The 17,675-nt window shown below is 55.5% G+C and carries 18 protein-coding genes and 1 pseudogene; 16 read left to right on the top strand and 3 right to left on the bottom strand.

All coding sequences use genetic code 11. From position 1 onward, the window contains the following. The first annotated feature begins 52 nt into the window (after positions 1–52). The 7 genes and pseudogenes from L3069_RS11170 (at position 53) to L3069_RS11200 (ending at position 6,880) form a co-directional block, all read left to right on the top strand. Positions 53–907 (top strand): MurR/RpiR family transcriptional regulator, encoded by an 855-nt coding sequence (locus L3069_RS11170; RefSeq protein WP_038416087.1) that lies wholly within the window; start codon positions 53–55, stop codon positions 905–907. A gap of 12 nt (positions 908–919) precedes the next feature. Next, positions 920–1,492: a D-alanyl-D-alanine dipeptidase gene (ddpX, locus tag L3069_RS11175; RefSeq protein ID WP_038416088.1), complete on the top strand. Its 573-nt coding sequence runs from the start codon at positions 920–922 to the stop codon at positions 1,490–1,492. Between the two features lie 15 nt (positions 1,493–1,507). After that, entirely contained in the window at positions 1,508–3,040 is a 1,533-nt protein-coding gene (locus L3069_RS11180; protein ID WP_038416089.1) for an ABC transporter substrate-binding protein, read from the top strand. A gap of 23 nt (positions 3,041–3,063) precedes the next feature. Next, positions 3,064–4,085 (top strand): annotated as a pseudogene (locus L3069_RS11185) (ABC transporter permease). Then, a complete protein-coding gene (ddpC, locus tag L3069_RS11190) occupies positions 4,082–4,978 on the top strand; it encodes a D,D-dipeptide ABC transporter permease (protein WP_022648185.1) in 897 nt (298 codons plus the stop codon). Before L3069_RS11185 ends, ddpC begins: the two are co-directional and overlap by 4 nt. Continuing rightward, positions 4,975–5,961, top strand: coding sequence for an ABC transporter ATP-binding protein (locus L3069_RS11195; protein ID WP_038416090.1), 987 nt, complete (start codon positions 4,975–4,977; stop codon positions 5,959–5,961). The genes ddpC and L3069_RS11195 overlap by 4 nt, the downstream gene beginning before the upstream one ends. Continuing rightward, the gene (locus L3069_RS11200; protein ID WP_100167654.1) at positions 5,954–6,880 is read left to right on the top strand and encodes an ABC transporter ATP-binding protein; all 927 of its coding nucleotides are present in this window, start codon (positions 5,954–5,956) and stop codon (positions 6,878–6,880) included. Before L3069_RS11195 ends, L3069_RS11200 begins: the two co-directional genes overlap by 8 nt. A 30-nt stretch (positions 6,881–6,910) precedes the next feature. On the opposite strand, the gene L3069_RS11205 is transcribed toward L3069_RS11200, so the two are convergent. Together L3069_RS11205 and L3069_RS11210 are read right to left on the bottom strand one after the other, a co-directional pair. Further along, positions 6,911–7,339 (bottom strand): OsmC family protein, encoded by a 429-nt coding sequence (locus L3069_RS11205; RefSeq protein ID WP_003857069.1) that lies wholly within the window; start codon positions 7,337–7,339, stop codon positions 6,911–6,913. A gap of 69 nt (positions 7,340–7,408) precedes the next feature. After that, entirely contained in the window at positions 7,409–8,296 is an 888-nt protein-coding gene (locus tag L3069_RS11210) for a LysR family transcriptional regulator (protein ID WP_074133649.1), read from the bottom strand. 111 nt (positions 8,297–8,407) lie between these two features. On the opposite strand from L3069_RS11210, the gene L3069_RS11215 reads away from it, so the two are divergent. The 9 genes from L3069_RS11215 to adhP all read left to right on the top strand — a co-directional run bounded on the left by L3069_RS11215 (position 8,408) and on the right by adhP (position 17,074). Beyond that, entirely contained in the window at positions 8,408–9,259 is an 852-nt protein-coding gene (locus L3069_RS11215; protein ID WP_038416093.1) for a Vmh family MBL fold metallo-hydrolase, read from the top strand. Between the two features lie 51 nt (positions 9,260–9,310). Next, positions 9,311–9,832, top strand: coding sequence for a VOC family protein (locus L3069_RS11220; protein WP_038416094.1), 522 nt, complete (start codon positions 9,311–9,313; stop codon positions 9,830–9,832). Between the two features lie 141 nt (positions 9,833–9,973). Continuing rightward, on the top strand, positions 9,974–10,189 hold the full coding sequence (gene bdm / locus L3069_RS11225; RefSeq protein WP_022648192.1) for a biofilm-dependent modulation protein: 216 nt from the start codon (positions 9,974–9,976) through the stop codon (positions 10,187–10,189). 95 nt (positions 10,190–10,284) lie between these two features. Then, positions 10,285–10,422 (top strand): stationary-phase-induced ribosome-associated protein, encoded by a 138-nt coding sequence (gene sra, locus L3069_RS11230; RefSeq protein WP_023300167.1) that lies wholly within the window; start codon positions 10,285–10,287, stop codon positions 10,420–10,422. A gap of 176 nt (positions 10,423–10,598) precedes the next feature. Continuing rightward, positions 10,599–12,296 (top strand): NAD-dependent malic enzyme, encoded by a 1,698-nt coding sequence (locus L3069_RS11235; RefSeq protein WP_038416095.1) that lies wholly within the window; start codon positions 10,599–10,601, stop codon positions 12,294–12,296. A gap of 301 nt (positions 12,297–12,597) precedes the next feature. Beyond that, positions 12,598–13,083, top strand: coding sequence for an Hcp family type VI secretion system effector (locus tag L3069_RS11240; protein WP_032624212.1), 486 nt, complete (start codon positions 12,598–12,600; stop codon positions 13,081–13,083). Beyond that, positions 13,080–13,562, top strand: coding sequence for a DUF2778 domain-containing protein (locus L3069_RS11245; protein ID WP_038416096.1), 483 nt, complete (start codon positions 13,080–13,082; stop codon positions 13,560–13,562). Before L3069_RS11240 ends, L3069_RS11245 begins: the two co-directional genes overlap by 4 nt. Before the next feature lie 586 nt (positions 13,563–14,148). Then, positions 14,149–15,858: an ABC-F family ATP-binding cassette domain-containing protein gene (locus tag L3069_RS11250; RefSeq protein ID WP_038416097.1), complete on the top strand. Its 1,710-nt coding sequence runs from the start codon at positions 14,149–14,151 to the stop codon at positions 15,856–15,858. Positions 15,859–16,063: 205 nt separating this feature from the next. Continuing rightward, positions 16,064–17,074 carry an alcohol dehydrogenase AdhP gene (gene adhP, locus L3069_RS11255; RefSeq protein WP_022648199.1) on the top strand — a complete coding sequence of 337 codons (1,011 nt, stop codon included), beginning with the start codon at positions 16,064–16,066 and terminating at the stop codon, positions 17,072–17,074. A 39-nt stretch (positions 17,075–17,113) separates the two neighbouring features. On the opposite strand, the gene L3069_RS11260 is transcribed toward adhP, so the two are convergent. Then, on the bottom strand, positions 17,114–17,623 hold the full coding sequence (locus tag L3069_RS11260; RefSeq protein WP_038416099.1) for an Rrf2 family transcriptional regulator: 510 nt from the start codon (positions 17,621–17,623) through the stop codon (positions 17,114–17,116). Positions 17,624–17,675 lie beyond the last annotated feature (52 nt).

The raw sequence follows: 17,675 nt of genomic DNA on the forward strand, positions 1-17,675 counted from the left end.
TAATCTGATAACAGAAACCCGGCCTTTGACAGCCAGTTAACAGCGAGGCGGTATGACGACCAAACCTGAGGTGTTGAGCCGTATCGAAGCGACCTTTAGCCAGCTCACCCCGAGCGAAAAGCGGGTGGCAAGCTGGATGCTGGCGCACGTCGGGCAGATCCCCTTTGAAACGGCAGAGAGCGTGGCGCTGGCCACGGCCACCAGCGGGATCACCGTCGGACGCTTTCTGCGCAAGCTGGGCTATCGCAACCTGGACGACGCCAAAAAAAGCCTGCGCGATCCCCACCAGCCCTGGGGCATTAACGAGCGTCTCGACTCCTGGAAGCAGCAACAGCCGCTGTCGGATCGCCTTCAGCACTCCCTGTCGCTGGAGGTGGACGCCATTGCCCATGTCTACCAGCTGGCGCAAAGCGAAACGTTCAGGCAGGTGGTCCAGCAACTTACCCATGCCGACGCCGTCTTCGTGCTGGGGATCCAGTCCACGCGCGGGATCGCCAATGCGTTCTTCAGCCATCTGGAGTATCTGCGCCCGCGGGTAAGCTATTCCGAAGGGCTCTCCGGTAGCTGGGTGGAGTCGCTTAACTCCGGCTTTGCTAACCCGTATATCGTGCTGACCGATACCCGCGCCTACTCCGCCATTGCCCGCCAGTACTGCCGCGTGGCGAGCGAAAAAGGACTGGCGATGGCGCTGATCACCGATATCTGGTGCCCGTGGGCGCGGGATTACCCGATTGATTTACTCCAGATGAAGACCGATACCGGCCATTTCTGGGACTCGCTGGCGCCGGTGAGCTGTCTGTTCAACCTGCTGCTGTCGGGCGTCGTGGAGGCGCTGGGGGAAGCGCTGCCGGAACGTCTGGCAATCAACCGACAACTACAACAAGAATTTGGTCAATTTGAACGCTAAAGGAGCGGAGCTATGCCTGAAGAGAGTCAACTGATTGATGTGGCGAAAACTTTTCCCACGCTGCATATCGATCTGAAATACGCGACCGCCGATAACATTACCGGCCGCCCGATCTATCAGTACCACGCGTGCCTGCTGCACACGGATGCCGCCACCGCGCTGGCGAAATCGATCAGTATCGCCGCGCTGGCCGGTCTGAAGCTGGTGGTCTACGACGCCTACCGCCCCCAGCAGGCACAGGCGCAACTCTGGGATGCCTGCCCCAATCCGGAATACGTGGTGGATGTCGCGATTGGCTCGAACCACAGCCGGGGCACTGCCATTGACGTCACGCTGATGGATGAACACGACAACGTGCTGGATATGGGCGCCGGGTTTGACGAAATGCACGACCGTTCTCATGCCTGGCACCCTTCCGTTCCGCCCGAGGCGCAGCGAAATCGTCTGCTCCTGAACGCCGTTATGTACGGCGGCGGTTTTGTGGGCATCAGCAGCGAGTGGTGGCATTTCGAACTGCCGAACGCCGCCAGCTATCCGCTGTTAGATGACCAGTTCGCCTGTTATCCGATCACACACTCACTGTAATTCTGGAGCCCGGCCATGAAAACAACGCTGCTTACTACCCTGATTGCCGCTACGCTCGCCCTGAGCGCCCTTCCCGCGCTGGCGGCGGTGCCAAAAGATATGCTGGTGATAGGGAAAGCTGCCGATCCGCAAACGCTGGATCCGGCGGTCACTATCGATAACAACGACTGGACGGTGACCTACCCCTCGTACCAGCGTCTGGTGAAATACAAGCCTGGCACCACGGAGGTGGAAGGCGATCTGTCGACGGGCTGGAAGGCGTCAGACGACCAGAAAGTGTGGACGTTCACCCTGGCGGATAATGCAAAATTCTCCGACGGCACGCCGGTGACCGCCGAAGCGGTCAAGCTGTCGTTTGAACGTCTGCTTAAAATCAACCAGGGACCTTCCGAAGCGTTCCCGAAAGATTTGAAAGTGGACGTGGTGGATGAGCATACGGTGAAATTCACCCTCAGCCAGCCGTTTGCCCCGTTCCTCTACACGCTGGCCAATGACGGCGCGTCGATCGTCAACCCGGCGGTGCTGAAGGCAAATGCCGCCGACGACGCACGCGGTTTCCTGGCGCAAAACACCGCGGGTTCCGGACCGTTTATGCTGAAAAGCTGGCGGAAAGGTCAACAGCTGGTGATGGTGCCCAACCCACACTGGCCAGGTGAAAAGCCGCACTTTAAGCGCGTCTCGGTGAAGATTATCGGTGAAAGCGCCTCGCGTCGCCTGCAACTTTCCCGTGGCGATCTGGATATCGCCGACGCCCTGCCGGTGGATCAGCTTGCTGCTCTGAAGCAGGAAGGCAAAGTGGCCGTGGCGGAATACCCGTCCCTGCGGGTGACCTACCTCTATCTGAACAACAGTAAGCCTCCGATGAATCAGGTAGATTTGCGCCGCGCGGTCTCCTGGGCGACCGATTACCAGGGGATGGTGAAAGGCATTCTCAGCGGGAACGGCAAGCAGATGCGCGGCCCGATCCCGGAGGGCATGTGGGGCTTCGATGCGAACGCCATGCGGTACAGCTTTGACGAGGCCAAAGCCAAAGCGGCGCTGGAGAAAGTCAAAGATAAACCTGCCAGCCTGACGTTCCTCTATTCCGATAACGACCCGAACTGGGAGCCTATCGCCCTCTCCACGCAGGCGAGCCTGGGCAAGCTGGGGATTAACGTCAAGCTCGAGAAACTGGCGAACGCCACCATGCGCGACCGCGTCGGCAAAGGTGATTATGACATTGCGATTGGTAACTGGAGCCCGGACTTCGCTGACCCGTACATGTTCATGAACTACTGGTTCGAATCGGACAAAAAAGGGCTGCCGGGGAACCGCTCATTCTATGAGAACAAAGAGGTCGATGCGCTGTTGCAGGCGGCACTGAAAACCACCGATCAGGCGGAACGCACCAAAGATTACCAGCAGGCGCAGAAAGTGGTGATTGACGAGGCGGCTTACGTTTATCTGTTCCAGAAGAACTACCAGCTGGCGATGAACAAAGAGGTCAAAGGCTTCACCTTTAATCCGATGCTTGAGCAGGTCTTTAACATCGCCACCATGAGTAAGTAACGGCCCACGCCGGGGGGAAGTGTATGACGTTCTGGAGCATTGTGCGCCAGCGCTGCTGGGGGTTAATCCTGGTGGTGGCCGGTGTCTGTATTATTACTTTTATTATTTCACACCTGATCCCCGGCGCTCCGCCCGCCTGCTGGCCGGTGATCGCGCCAGCGATGAAATCGTGCAGGGCATCCGCCAGCAACTGGGGCTGGATCAACCACTCTATATTCAGTTTGGCCGCTACGTTGAGGCGCTGGCACATGGCGATCTGGGCACCTCTATTCGCACCGGTCGCCCCGTTGCGGAAGATTTGAAAGCTTTTTTCCCCGCCACGCTGGAGCTTGCCTTTTGCTCCCTGCTGCTGGCGCTGGTGATTGGCGTGCCGCTGGGCATTTTATCGGCGGTGTACCGTAACCGCTGGCTGGATCACCTGGTGCGACTGATGGCGATGACGGGCATCTCGACGCCTGCCTTCTGGCTGGGACTGGGAGTTATCGTTCTGTTCTACGGGCAACTGCAAATTCTGCCCGGCGGCGGCAGGCTGGACGACTGGCTCGATCCGCCCGCCCACGTTACCGGTTTTTATCTGCTGGACACTCTGCTGGAAGGCAACGGCGAGGTGTTTTTCAACGCCCTGCAGCACCTGATTTTACCCTCCCTGACCCTGGCCTTTGTGCATCTGGGTATTGTGGCGCGTCAGGTACGTTCCGCGATGCTTGAGCAACTGAGCGAGGATTATATTCGTACCGCCCGCGCGAGCGGGTTGCCGGGCTGGTACATCGTCCTGCGCTACGCCTTACCCAACGCCATGATCCCCTCCATTACCGTGCTCGGGCTGGCGCTGGGCGATCTGCTGTACGGGGCCGTCCTTACCGAAACCGTGTTTGCCTGGCCGGGAATGGGAGCCTGGGTGGTGACCTCCATTCAGGCGCTGGATTTCCCTGCCGTCATGGGCTTCGCGGTCGTGGTATCGCTGGCCTATGTCTTAGTTAATCTGGTGGTGGATCTGCTGTATCTGTGGATCGACCCGCGAATCGGGCGCGGAGGTGCCGAATGATGTTAACTCAGGAAACGCCCGTCCCTGTCAGCACCGCTAAACAGCGCATCAACTGGGCAAAGCTGTTCTGGATGTTACGCAAAAGCCCGCTCACGCTGATCGGCGGGGTCATTATGATCGTGATGCTGCTGATGATGGTGGTCTCGCCGTGGATAGTCCCGCACGATCCGAACGCGCTGGATCTGACCGCGCGCTTGCAGGCACCGTCAGCCCAGCACTGGTTTGGCACCGATGAGGTGGGCCGGGATCTGTTCAGCCGCGTGCTGGTGGGCAGCCAGCAGTCCATCACAGCGGGGCTGGCGGTGGTGGTGATTGCGGGCGGCATCGGTTCGCTGCTCGGCTGTTTGTCCGGCGTACTTGGCGGGCGCGGCGACGCCATCATTATGCGCATCATGGACATTATGCTCTCCATCCCCTCGCTGGTGCTGACGATGGCCCTGGCCGCCGCGCTCGGCCCAAGCCTGTTTAACGCGATGCTGGCGATTGCGATTGTACGCATTCCGTTTTACGTGCGGCTGGCACGCGGGCAAACGCTGGTGGTGCGCCAGTTCACCTACGTGCTGGCCGCCCGCACCTTTGGCGCATCGCGCTGGCACCTGATCAGCTGGCATATCCTGCGTAACGCCCTGCCGCCGCTGATCGTACAAGCGTCGCTGGATATCGGCAGCGCCATTCTGATGGCCGCCACGCTGGGCTTTATTGGATTAGGCGCGCAGCAGCCGACCGCCGAATGGGGGGCAATGGTGGCCGTGGGGCGTAACTACGTGCTTGACCAGTGGTGGTACTGCGCGTTTCCGGGGGCGGCAATTCTGATCACGGCGGTTGGCTTTAATCTGTTTGGCGATGGTCTTCGCGACCTGCTGGATCCCAAATCAGGAGGGAAGCAGTCATGAGTGATTCCGTATTATCGATTGAAGATTTGCACCTGAGCTTCCCCATTTTTCGCGGTGACGTCCACGCGCTCAACCACGTCTCGCTGGAGATTGGCCGGGGTGAAATTGTCGGCGTGGTGGGCGAATCCGGTTCGGGAAAATCGGTCACCGCGATGCTGGCGATGCGCCTGCTGCCGGAAGGCAGTTACCATGTTCACCATGGCCGTGTCACGCTGCTCGGGGAAGATGTGCTGAACGCGTCGGAAAAACAGCTTCGTCAGTGGCGCGGCGCCAGGGTGGCGATGATTTTTCAGGAGCCGATGACGGCGCTTAACCCCACGCGCCGGATTGGCAGGCAGATGGTGGAGGTGATCCGCCAGCATCAGTCGCTTTCCCGCCGCGACGCGCAGCAGAAGGCGATCACCCTGCTGGGCGAGATGCAAATCCCGGATGCGGCGCAGGTAATGGATCGCTATCCGTTTGAGCTTTCCGGCGGTATGCGCCAGCGGGTCATGATCGCCCTTGCCTTCTCCTGCGAGCCGGAGCTGATCATCGCTGATGAACCCACTACCGCGCTGGATGTGACCGTCCAGCTTCAGGTGCTGCGTCTGCTGAAACATAAAGCGCGCGCCAGCGGAACGTCGGTGCTGTTTATCAGTCACGATATGGCGGTGGTGTCGCAGCTTTGTGACCGGATGTACGTTATGTACGCGGGCAGCGTGATCGAAAGCGGCAGCACGCAGACCTTGATCCACCATCCTGTGCACCCCTATTCGATTGGCCTGCTGCGGTGTGCCCCGGAAAATGGTAAACCGCGCGAGATCCTCCCGGCCATTCCCGGCACGGTACCTAACCTCAGCCACCTCCCGCGCGGATGTGCTTTTCGCGAACGCTGTTTTGCTGCCGGGGCGAAATGCAGCGAAACGCCGCGCTTAATTTCCACGGGCGCAGAAGGCCAGCAGGCTGCCTGCTGGTACCCACAACAGGAGAGACGCCATGTCTGAGGTACTGCTGGAACTGGATAGCGTGCATGTGAATTTTCCTGCGCGCAAAAACTGGCTGGGGCGCGTGACGGAACAGGTACACGCCCTTAACGGCATGGATCTCCGGATCCATCGCGGCGAAACGCTGGGCGTTGTGGGGGAATCCGGCTGTGGAAAGAGCACGCTGGCGCAGCTGCTGATGGGCATGCTCAAACCGAGTACCGGGGCCTGTCAGCGCGCGAATGCGGCGGGTGGTATGCAGATGGTATTTCAGGACCCGCTCTCGTCCCTTGATCCACGTTTACCCGTCTGGCGCACCATCACCGAGCCGGTGTGGATACAGCAACGTCGCAGCGAACGGGAGCGTCGTCAGTTGGCTGAAACGCTGGCGCAGCAGGTTGGGATTCGAGCGGAATATCTTGACCGCCTGCCGCATGCGTTTTCGGGCGGACAGCGCCAGCGAATCGCTATTGCCCGGGCGCTCTCTTCGGATCCGGACATCATCGTGCTGGATGAACCCACCAGCGCGCTGGATATTTCCGTCCAGGCACAGATCCTCAATTTGCTGGTTGCCCTGCAACAGCAGCGAAATCTGACCTACGTGCTGATCTCGCACAACGTCTCGGTGGTCCGGCACATGAACGACCGGGTGGCGGTAATGTATCTGGGGCAAATCGTGGAACTGGGTCCGGCGAACCAGGTGCTGGGTCAGCCGCGCCATCCGTATACGCAGCTGCTACTTGACTCCGTTCCCCGGACCGGAGAACCGCTGGATGAGGATCTGGCGTTGCGAAAAACCGATCTTCCGGGTAATCGCCACCTGCCCGTTGGGTGCTATTTCTGCGACCGCTGTTCGCTGGCGACGCAGGGATGTGAACAGCCGCAACAGCTCCAGCCCTCTTCCGCAAGCCGAAGCGTGCGCTGCTGGCGTAACCGTTAAAAATGAGCCGGGCATGCGCCCGGCCCGATATCAGTTCAGTTTGTAATCCAGCGTGATTTCCGCTTTCAACAGCTGCGAGACCGGGCAACCGGCCTTGGCTTTCTGGATAATGCCGTCGAACTGCTGCGGATCGATACCCGGTACCGTCACCTTGCTTTGCAGCGCGACTTTGCTGATGGCAAAACCGCTGTCGGTTTTATCCAGCGAGACATCCGCCGTGGTATCGATGGAATCGGCGGTATAACCCGCTTCGCCCAGCATTAGCGACAGGGCCATAGAGAAACAGGCCGCGTGCGCTGCGCCAATCAGCTCTTCCGGGTTAGTCCCTTTCTCGCCCTCGAAGCGGGTGTTAAAGCCGTAAGGTTGCTGGTTAAGGACGCCACTTTCGGTCGATACCGTCCCTTTGCCGCGCTTGATGTCGCCAGACCAGTGTGCTGAACCGTGCTTATGAATCGTCATTCTTGCTCTCCTTTTGGCTTACAAAGGGATAAGTATAGGACGCATAATCTATTTTGCAGGGAAGACAGACTAGTCCGATCGCGTGGCAAGGTGGTTTGCCAGCGCGTCGAGGAACACACGCTGCGCCGCAGGCTGATAGTCTCGCGACTGATAAATACCAAAAATGCCGATCGGTTTTGGCGTATAGGCGCTGAGCACCGGCACCAGGCTTCCCTGCCGTAGCGCCGCGTCGGCCTCGCGCTCGGGCAGCATGGCAATACCACAGTGATTTATCGCCGCCTCCATCAGCAGAGATGAGATGCTGGCGCTGAGATTGCCGCTGACCGCCGTCGTGACCGGCTCCCCTGCCGGCGTTAAAAAACGCCACGACTGACCGGCAAAAAAGCTGTAATGCAGGCAGTTGTGCCGGGCTAAGTCTTCCAGCTCCTCTGGAACGCCCCGGCTTACAAGGTAGTGCGGCGAGGCGCAAAGCACGGACCGACACTCTCCCAACCGGCGAGCGATCATACCCGGTTCGGGGTTATCGGTGATGCGGATCGCCACGTCAATTCGCTCGCCCACCAGGCTCACCGGATGGTTGTTAACATCCAGCTCAATGCGCAGTTGAGGGTAACGCTGCAACAGTTCGGGCAGCACCGGAGCGATAATCTGCATCGCGGTAAAATGCGCGCAGGCGACACGAAGCGTGCCTGAGGGTAAATCCTTCACTGACTGATCTTCAATTTCCTGAGAAATTTGCGATAGCGTGCGCGTCTTTTGCAGGACTTTCTCCCCCGCCGCCGTCAGCGTCAGCTTACGGGTGGAGCGGTTAACCAGCCGCGCCCCAGCCCACTTCTCCATCTGCTCCAGATAACGGCTCACCATCGGACGGGAGATCCCCAGCGCCCGCGCCGCCGCGCTTAAACTCCCCAGCTCACAGATGCGGTTGTACACCTGGGCGGCAATAACGCGATCCATTTTGACCTCCATTTGCTCGATCTACGAAACTAAGCATCTCCTGTTTCAGGAATTCTGGCAAATGAAGAGATCCGTACAATAGAGACTTTCCTGAAGAACAGAGACCTGACCATGACAATCGCCCGCCTTGCTTTGCTGACAACCCTTTTCACTCCGGCCGTCTTTGCCGCGCCGTTGGCCGTTGATACGTATAACCCGCAGGAAAAAGGCATTTTTGCCGTTTCTTCCACGCTGGTATCTGGTCCGAAAGAGGCGGTACTGTTTGACGCCCAGTTCAGCGTGAAAGATGGCGAAGCGCTGGTAGAAAAAATTCGCCACAGCGGTAAAACGCTGAACAAAATCGTGATCACTTCCGGCGATCCGGATTTCTATTTCGGCCTGCAACCGCTGATGAAAGCCTTCCCTAATGCCAAAGTTGTCGCCACGCAACAGGTGGTGGACCATATCAGGGCCACAAAAGACGCGAAGCTCGCCTTCTGGGGGCCACAGATGAAAGATGGCGCGCCGACGCAGCTCTACGTGCCGCAAGTGCTTGCCTCAACCACCTTTATGATTGACGGTGAGAGAGTAAGCATTGAAGAGCCTGAAAGCTATGCGGCGTACGTCTGGATCCCATCCGCCAAAACCATCCTCGGCGGCACGGGCGTCTCATGGGGCATTCACGTCTGGACGGCGGATACCCAAACGCCGGAAAGCCGTAAACAGTGGCAGCAGACGCTGGATAGCATGGCTGCCCTTAAGCCCGAACGCGTTATTCCGGGCCACTACCTTGGGACACCGCCAGCGGGTACCGGCGCTATCGACTTTACCCGTCGCTATCTACAGCAGTTTGAACAGGCCCTCACGACGCATAAAGAATCAACTGGCGTCATCAACGCGATGAAAAAACAGTGGCCGAACCTTGCGGAAGAAAGTTCGCTGGAACTGAGTGCCAAAGTGAATACCGGCGAAATGAAGTGGTAATAGCCTGATTATCTCCTGCTATATTTAAATTTTTTATAGCAGGAGTTTACTATGCAATCGTCAGTAAGGGGTATTGACCATATCGGTATTACGGTGCCCGACATTGAAAAAGCCACCCTATTTTTTGAACGCGCTTTCGGCGCACAGGTTTTATATCATTCTGTCGATGCAGAAACCGATAATATCGATCAGCCCGCCCAGCAGCACACCTTAAAATTATTTCCCGGCACTAAAATTCATGCCATTCGCATGCTTGTTATGCCGCACGGACCCGGCATAGAACTCTTCGAAATGCACGGTCCTGAGCAGGGTATGCCCGCTCGCGCCAGCGACTTTGGCCTTCAGCATTTTGCTGTTTATGTTGATAATTTTGATAGTGCCATCGCGGCTTTCACCGCCGCCGGCGGCGAGATGTTCACCGCGCCGAAGCCGCTTAGCTTTCCGGATGAGCGAGGTGAAGGCAATGCTTTCTGCTATGGTCAAACCCCCTGGGGCAGCATTGTGGAATTGATCTCCTGGCCGACGCCCATGCCTTATGAAAAAACCACGAATTTACGCCGCTGGAAACCCTGAGTTTTATTTCTGTGCTACGGGAGATGTTATTTTTAATTCCAGGACGAATCTGAACCACAACGGCAAAAATATTTGCCAATCTGAATGTGAATTACGATTTTGCACGCCGTAACATTAAACAGACAACGACACGGAGGCAGCATGTTTACTTATTACCCGGCACATACCACAGCAGCACAACCGGAACTTGTTAACGCGATCGCACAAGGTCTTCACGCCGAGCACGGTGTTGTTACTGAAGATGACATTTTGATGGAACTGACCAAGTGGGTGGAAGCCACGGACAATGACATCCTCAGTGACATCTACCAGCAAACCATCAACTATGTGGTTAGTGGGCGAAACGCACCTCTGTAAAAACCTGCTAAGCTGGATCTGCAACCTAAGGGGTTACATTTCGTTTGCATAAGCAAGCTTGTCCTTAAAACTATCAACAGGATTGAGGAGTTAACATGAAATCGAACCGTCAGGCACGCCATATTCTGGGACTGAACTACAAGCTTTCTAACCAGCGTAAAGTGGTTATTGAGGAGGGTAGCGAAACGCAAGTTACCCACGCCACCGGCAGGAAACGCCCTTCCGGCAAGTAAGTTCCGGCACGAAATTCACAACACCATCGGTAATCCCGATGGTGTTTTTGTTTATGTGTTGCGGTAATTAATATTCAGCTCCTTTATAATACCAACCGACCGCACCCCGTAGCACAGGCCAGAAAGATGACAAACAGCAGTGTCAGGGACGGGTCTTCTTAAAAAGAGTGAGTGACATGGACAACAAACTGAAAAAACATCGTTCCCTTTATATTCCTTACGCCGGTCCGGTTTTACTGGAGTTCCCCCTTCTGAACAAAGGCAGCGCCTTTAGCATGGAAGAGCGCAGCAGCTTTAACCTGCTGGGCCTGCTGCCTGAAGTGGTTGAAACCATTGAAGAACAGGCAGAACGTGCCTGGATCCAGTATCAGGGCTTTAAAACCGAAATCGATAAACACATCTACCTGCGTAATATTCAGGACACCAACGAAACCCTCTTCTACCGCCTCGTGCAGAACCATCTTGAAGAGATGATGCCCGTCATTTACACCCCCACCGTCGGCGCGGCGTGTGAACGCTTCTCAGAGATCTACCGTCGTTCCCGCGGTGTGTTCATCTCTTATCAGAACCGTCACAACATGGATGACATTCTGCAAAACGTGCCTAACCACAACATCAAGGTGATCGTGGTGACCGATGGCGAACGTATTCTGGGCCTCGGTGACCAGGGCATTGGCGGGATGGGGATCCCCATCGGTAAGCTCTCGCTGTATACCGCCTGCGGCGGGATCAGCCCGGCCTACACCCTGCCGGTGGTACTTGACGTGGGGACCAATAACCAGCAACTGTTGAACGATCCGCTGTACATGGGCTGGCGTCACCCGCGCATTACCGACGACGAGTACTATCAGTTTGTGGATGATTTCATCCAGGCCGTGAAGCACCGCTGGCCTGACGTGCTGTTGCAGTTCGAAGACTTCGCACAGAAAAACGCCATGCCGCTGCTGAACCGCTACCGCGAAGAGATCTGCTCGTTCAACGATGACATTCAGGGCACTGCGGCAGTGACCGTCGGTACGCTGATTGCTGCGAGCCGTGCGGCAGGCAGTCAGCTCAGCTATCAGAAAATTGTCTTCCTGGGTGCAGGCTCCGCGGGCTGCGGCATCGCCGAGCAAATTATTGCCCAGACCCAGCGCGAAGGCTTAAGCGAAGAGCTGGCCCGCTCCCGCGTCTTTATGGTGGACCGTTTTGGCCTGCTGACCGACGGCATGCCAAACCTGCTCCCGTTCCAGACCAAACTGGTGCAGAAGCGCGAAAACCTGAAAAACTGGGATACGGATAACGAAGTGCTCTCGCTTCTTGACGTGGTGCGCAACGTTAAGCCGGACATTCTGATCGGCGTGTCCGGGCAGACCGGCCTCTTCACGGAAGAGATTATTCGCGAGATGCACAAGCATTGCGAACGCCCTATCGTGATGCCGCTGTCTAACCCGACTTCACGCGTGGAGGCAACGCCGCAGGACATCATCGCATGGACCGAAGGTAAGGCACTGGTCGCAACCGGCAGTCCGTTTGATCCGGTGGTGTGGAAGGACAAACTCTACCCCATCGCGCAGTGCAATAACTCCTATATCTTCCCGGGTATTGGTCTGGGAGTTATCGCCTCAGGCGCGTCCCGCATCACCGACGAAATGCTGATGTCCGCGAGCGAAACGCTGGCAGGTCACTCTCCGCTGGTGAATAACGGTGAAGGCCTGGTACTGCCGGAGCTGAAAGACATTCACAAAGTGTCCCGCGCAATTGCCTTCGCGGTAGGCAAAATGGCGCAGCAGCAAGGCGTCGCGGTGAAAACCTCTGCCGATGCGTTGCAGCAGGCGATTGATGATAACTTCTGGATGCCGGAATACCGTAGCTATCGTCGTACTTCGATTTAAATTGGAGTTTTGAACGTTCCCTCTCTTCACAAGGGAGAGGGAACGTGAAGTCCCTTCTCCCTTTTTCCTCTAATTCCCTTAATCCTGCCTATAAATGCTTTGTTGAAAGTCACTCATGATAATTTGGCTTTAAAAATGCAGCAGGATCGATCATTTGAAAAATGCATACCTAATCAAAAATCTATATCCTTTTAAAATATATAAATTTTACATAACACTTCTTGCCTAACAAATAGTTTTTCTTAAGAGTTTAGTAACGTTTTGCATCACTAAATTCATTTATTGAAAAAGGAGTTTTGAAATGGCAATCCCAGCATATCTATGGCTGAAAGATGACGGCGGCGCAGATATCAAAGGCGCGGTTGATGTGCAATATCGCGAGGGCAGTATTGAAGTATTAGGATTCGGTCATGGACTGCATCTACCGACAGATAATATGACAGGAAAAATCACGGGTACGCGCATGCATAGCGCTCTGGTTTTTGAAAAGGAGTTCGACAGTTCCAGCCCTTACTTATACAAGGCTGTAGCAAAAGGCCAAACGCTAAAAAGTGCCGAGTTTAAGTGGTACAAAATCAATGATGCTGGTCAAGAGGTCGAATACTTCAACATGTTCCTTGAGAACGTTAAAGTGGTCTCAATATGCCCGGTGATGCATGACGTAAAAAATCCAGCAATGGAAAAACATAATCATTTAGAAAATATTTCCCTCCGTTACGAGAAGATCACATGGCGACACTGTGACGGTAATATCATCTTTGCTGATTCCTGGAATGACAGATCATGAATCTCCTACAGTGCTTTTTCCACCTCAACGGAGGTACGTACGCTACTTTGTCTGTGCCCGGAGTTGGCTTTTTTCCTGCATTTTCAGGGAATGGTGACGCGACGAACCGTGCAGAAAGCGCAAATATACCTGATAACGGCCCACTCCCACCTGGTCGCTATTACATACTTTTACGTGGATTAGGGGGTTGGTATACTCAAACTAAGGATAGTGTTAACGCATTTTTCACCGGTTCGAATCGGAACGAATGGTTTGCATTATATCGCGATGACGGATTGATAAATGATGAGACTTTTGTGAAAGGCGTAAGGCGAGGTGAATTCCGGTTACACCCTATCGGGCCATCTGGCATAAGTAAGGGTTGTATTACACTTTATAGTCAGAGCGATTTTAAGATTCTGGCATCAGCCTTACTTCGAACTGGAGGGCAGCAATTGGGAAACTACATGATTGCACATGGCGTTGTGCAGGTCTATTAATGAAGGCGGCATTCCTTGTGTTGTTGTGGTGTATAGCCGTGTTTCTATCAATGTTCACACTCTACAAGATTGTTCCACCAGAAACGCAGTACGATTTTGTGGAGCTTTTTGGAATATATGGCGACGAAAGGATAATGGATTTTGTTTTGTATGTTTTCTTCGGCATGGCCATATTCATTGCGTCTGTAATCACGCTATCCCTGTATTTGCTTATACGAAAAAGATGATTCTGGGCAGCGACGCTGCCCTTCCTTTTATCACATCACGCGCTTAGTTCTGTATCCGCAACCGAAGATATCGCTTTTTGCCGCAGTAGTATGTTCATTCTATGAAAATGTTGTATAGTGATGGTTACTAATAATCACTTAACTTATAAGGAGGCCAATTATGCTGTACTGTGAAATTTTCAATGTTTCACATACATTTGGTGATCGCACCAGCTCAAGCGTTATCGGTATCGTGCTGCGATAACTTCCGCTTGAGCGAAGACACCAACCCCTGAAATCCCTTCTCTCGGGCTTACTGAGTTATCGTCAGCGATGTTTGACGAGGCATAAACATGCCTGTAACTCTTGGGTAAGCAACAATGAGCACTTTACTCACTGCACAATCTTTACGTGTTGATACGGCGTTTGGCACGCTATTCGACTCCCTCTCCTTTACGCTGAAAAAAGGCGACCGTATTGGCCTGCTGGGCGACAACGGCTGCGGCAAAAGTACGTTGCTGAAGGTGTTGGACGGCACAGACTCCCCTGCTGCCGGAACCGTCGCATTGGCCGGATACTGTCTGATGGCGCGCGTTGAGCAACACCTGCCAGAAGCCATTTATCCCCTGACCATGCTGGATGCCGTGCTGGCGCAACTGCCCGCGACTGAACGCGAGAGTCTGCACTGGAAAGCTGAAACGCTGCTGGCGGGTATGGGCTTTACACCGCAGGACATGGCCTTAACGTCGGCAACGCTGAGCGGCGGGCAGCACACGCGTCTTCTGCTGGCGCGGGCGCTGATCGGCGATCCAGATCTGTTACTGCTGGACGAACCGAGTAACCACCTCGATTTGCCGACCCTGCTCTGGCTGGAACAGTTTTTACAGAACTGGTCCGGCAGCTTTGTGCTGGTCTCACACGACAGGCAACTATTGGATGCCGTCACCAACGGCAGCTGGATCCTGCGCGATAAGATGTTGCACTACTTCGCCCTTCCCTGCACCGCCGCGCGTCAGGCGCTGGTAGCCAAAGACGAAAGTGATGCGCTGCGGCATAAGGCGGAGCAAAAGGAGATTGACCGCGTAACCGCCAGTGCCAGACGGCTGGCCACCTGGGGCAAGGTCTACGATAACGAAGATCTGGCCCGCAAAGCCAAACAGATGGAAAAGCAGGTCGAACGGCTTAAGGAGAGTCAGACAGAGCTCACCGCAGGCAGTCCGTGGACATTAACCCTGCGCGGTGACGCCCTGCGGGCAGACCGGCTACTGGAGATGGAAAACCTAAGCGTAGCGCCTGAGCCTGGCCTGTCTGAGCTGTTTCACGTCGACATTGCGCGGCTTAGAAGTGGCGATCGCGTGGCTATCGTCGGGCGTAATGGCTGCGGCAAATCATCACTGATGAAGCTTATCTGGCGGCATTTCTCAGGTGAACCTTCAGAGGCTGGCCTGAAACTTCATCCTCGCGTGTCGCCAGGCTATTACGATCAGACGCTGAATCAGCTTTCGGAGGAGGCAACAATCTTTGACGCGCTGGAGCCTTTCGCGCCAGATCCGCAGACCCGTAAAATGGCCTTCATCAGTGCCGGGTTCCCGTGGGCGCGACACGGACAAAAAGTCAGTACGCTGAGCGGTGGGGAACGTTCGCGCCTGCTGTTCATCGGCCTGACGCTTGCTCGCTATAGCCTTCTGATGCTGGATGAGCCAACCAACCACCTGGACATGGAAGGCAAAGAGGCGCTGGCGGAAACACTGCAACAGTTTGAAGGCGGAGTGCTGCTGGTGAGCCACGATCGTCAGTTAATTAGCCAGAGCTGTAACCGCTACTGGCTGATTGAGGACGGCAGGCTTAGCGAATGGCACGATGCGGAGGCGGTGTTTGAGCGCCTGCGTGCGAGCACCGGTCCGGTGGTGCCTGAGGCGTCGAAGACTGCATCGAAGGCACCACCTTCAGCGTCTAACGATCTGCTCGAACGCCTGGTTGCCCTGGAAATGCTGCTGGAAGAGGATTTGGCGCGCAAGCCAAAACACCAAAAACCGCAGTTGCAGGCGCAATGGCGAAGAGAGATTGAGGAGATAGAAGCCCAACTATAAATCTGTACCCGGCGGTCGTTACGCCGGGTTTTTTACGTTAGCGTTTTCCCCTACTGATTATTAGAGGATCACCGTATTCTTAATCTGAAACTGAATTAATTGATGACATTATGTTGCGGTTGCCTTGCATTACACCGCCAAAGTATTAATCCTTAATGGGTATTACACCTGCTATGCAGATACTCATTAGTAAAAGGAGAAACACATGAAGGCTGCTGTTGTCACTCAGGATCATCAGGTTAACGTTACAGAGAAAACCTTACGCGCGCTCAAACATGGTGAAGCGCTGCTGAAGATGGAGTGCTGTGGCGTTTGCCATACCGATCTCCATGTTAAAAATGGCGATTTTGGCGACAAGACCGGGGTGATCCTCGGCCATGAAGGGATTGGTATTGTCAAAGAGATTGGTCCGGGCGTCACGTCACTGAAAGTTGGCGATCGTGCAAGCGTGGCGTGGTTCTTCGAAGGCTGTGGCCACTGTGAATATTGTAATACCGGCAACGAAACTCTGTGCCGTGACGTAAAAAACGCGGGTTACTCCGTCGACGGCGGCATGGCGGAAGAGTGCATCGTGACCGCGGATTACGCGGTTAAAGTCCCGGAGGGGCTGGACTCTGCGGCGGCCAGCAGCATCACCTGCGCCGGTGTCACCACCTACAAAGCGGTAAAAGTCTCTGAGATCAAACCCGGCCAGTGGATTGCGATCTATGGCCTGGGCGGTCTGGGCAACCTCGCACTGCAATACGCCAAAAATGTCTTTAATGCGAAAGTTATCGCCATTGACGTGAATGACGAGCAGTTGAAGCTCGCTGCCAGCATGGGCGCAGACTTAACCGTGAACTCCCGCAGTGAAGATGCGGCAAAAGTGATTCAGGAGAAAACCGGCGGCGCACATGCGGCAGTGGTGACAGCGGTGGCGAAAGCGGCCTTCAACTCTGCCGTTGACGCGGTTCGCGCCGGAGGCCGCGTGGTGGCTGTTGGCCTGCCGCCGGAAGCGATGAGCCTGGATATTCCACGTCTGGTCCTGGATGGGATTCAGGTGGTGGGCTCTCTGGTGGGTACTCGTCAGGATCTGCTCGAAGCCTTCCAGTTTGCGGCTGAAGGTAAGGTGGTTCCGAAAGTCACGCTGCGCCCACTGGAAGATATCAACGCCATCTTTAAAGAGATGGAACAGGGCCAGATCCGTGGCCGTATGGTGATTGATTTACGTTCTTAACCGCGGTGGCCGGGTAGCGGGTTAGCCCTGCCCGGCCTGTCACGTAGACAAACGGCGATCGGAAATCCACTCCTGAACCTCGATCTGGAACGTGTCCGGCGCTTTTCGATACATCTTCCGCGCCAGATCCAGGATGGTATGGCGTCCTAACTCCTCTTCCATCCGCTGCTGCGCGCTGTCCATAACCGATCGCACCCCGCACGGTCCGTCACAGACCCAGGCCGGTGGCGTTTCATCAAATACCGCCAGGCGCTGACGCACTTCCCGACATTCGAACATATTCTTATCGCCGTCGATGGCGTGCGCCACGTCCAGCACGCTGATCAGCTCTGCCGGACGCGCCAGCCGGAATCCTCCCCCCTTGCCTTCGGTGCTGATAACCAGCCCCGCGCGTGACAAACGAGTGAAAATCTTCCCAAGATAGTCGTACGGTACGCCCTGCAAGGCCGCCATCTCCCGGACGCTCATCTCACGCTCATTGCCTTTTGCATCCACCATACACATCAGGCTATGAATGCCATATTCCACACCAGAACTGTAAAACGCCATGGCTCACTCCGGGTCATTGTTCGCTGCATTATAACGAATTTTAACTCAGAAA

This window comes from Enterobacter cloacae complex sp. ECL411 (assembly GCF_021869665.1).
Taxonomy (GTDB): Bacteria; Pseudomonadota; Gammaproteobacteria; order Enterobacterales; family Enterobacteriaceae; genus Enterobacter; species Enterobacter intestinihominis.